Source organism: Variovorax sp. Soil_C_26 (genome assembly GCF_057657075.1).
Map to the genome: position 1 here is coordinate 1 of NZ_JBDGJC010000038.1, position 1,021 is coordinate 1,021.

Below are 1,021 nucleotides of genomic sequence, written 5' to 3' on the forward strand. Positions count from 1 at the left end.
TCGTTACGGCCCACACCCCGCTGGGTGAAGAGCAGCTGAAGTTCCGCTCGATGCGCGGCACCGAGGGGCTGTCGCAGCTGTTCGAATTCGAGGTCGATCTGCTGAGCGCGGATGCGGCACTGGATCTGAAGTCGGTGCTGGGCAAGCCGCTGACGCTGGAGATCCAGACCGCGGTGGCGGGCGCGCCGCGCTTCCTCAACGGCCAAGTGGTGCGCTTCTCGATGGTCGGCCGCGAGGGCGGCACCTCGCGCCACACCGTCTACCGGGCCACCGTGCGGCCGTGGCTGTGGTATCTCACGCGTTCGAGCGACAACAAGATCTTCCAGAACAAGAGCGTGGTCGAGATCCTGGAAGACGTGTTCGGCGACTACGGCTTCGCGTTCGAGAAGAAGCTCTCGGGCAGCTACCGGCAGTGGGAATACTGCGTGCAGTACAACGAGAGCGACTTCGCGTTCGCGAGCCGGCTCATGGAGCTCGAGGGCATCTACTACTGGTTCAAGCACGAGAAGGGCCAGCACACGCTCGTGCTGGCCGACGATGCCGGCGCGCACGAGCCGATGCCCGGCTACGAGACCATCGACTACTTCGCGGCCGACCGCGACATCGGCGAGGACATGGAGGTCATCCGTGACTGGCAGCCGAGCGAAGAGGTGCGCCCCGGCAGCTACACCGTGGACGACTTCAACTTCACCACGCCCAAGGGCGACCTCGTCAACGTGCGCAGCCAGCCGAGACCGCACGACAACGCCGACCACGACATCTACGAATGGCTCGGCGACTACCCGGCCGCGGGCGACGGCGAGCACTATGCGCGCGTGCGGCTCGAAGAAGTGCAGGCGCTCGCGCAGCGCAGCAACGGCCAGGCCACCGTGCGCGGCATGGCGCCGGGCTACAAGTTCACCATGCGCAACTCGCCGCGCGCGGACGACAACCAGGAGTACCTTGCGGTGGCCGTGTCGTATTCGCTGCGCGAGGGCGGCTATGCGAGCGGTGCGGCCAGCGGCGAATACAACTTCGACTT

1 protein-coding gene is annotated in these 1,021 nt (G+C 66.1%); it reads left to right on the forward strand.

Annotated elements, in window-relative coordinates; all coding sequences use genetic code 11:
• Positions 1-1,021: type VI secretion system Vgr family protein (locus tag AC3A6G_RS27340; RefSeq protein WP_487875095.1), on the forward strand; the 1,021-nt coding region annotated here is incomplete at both ends.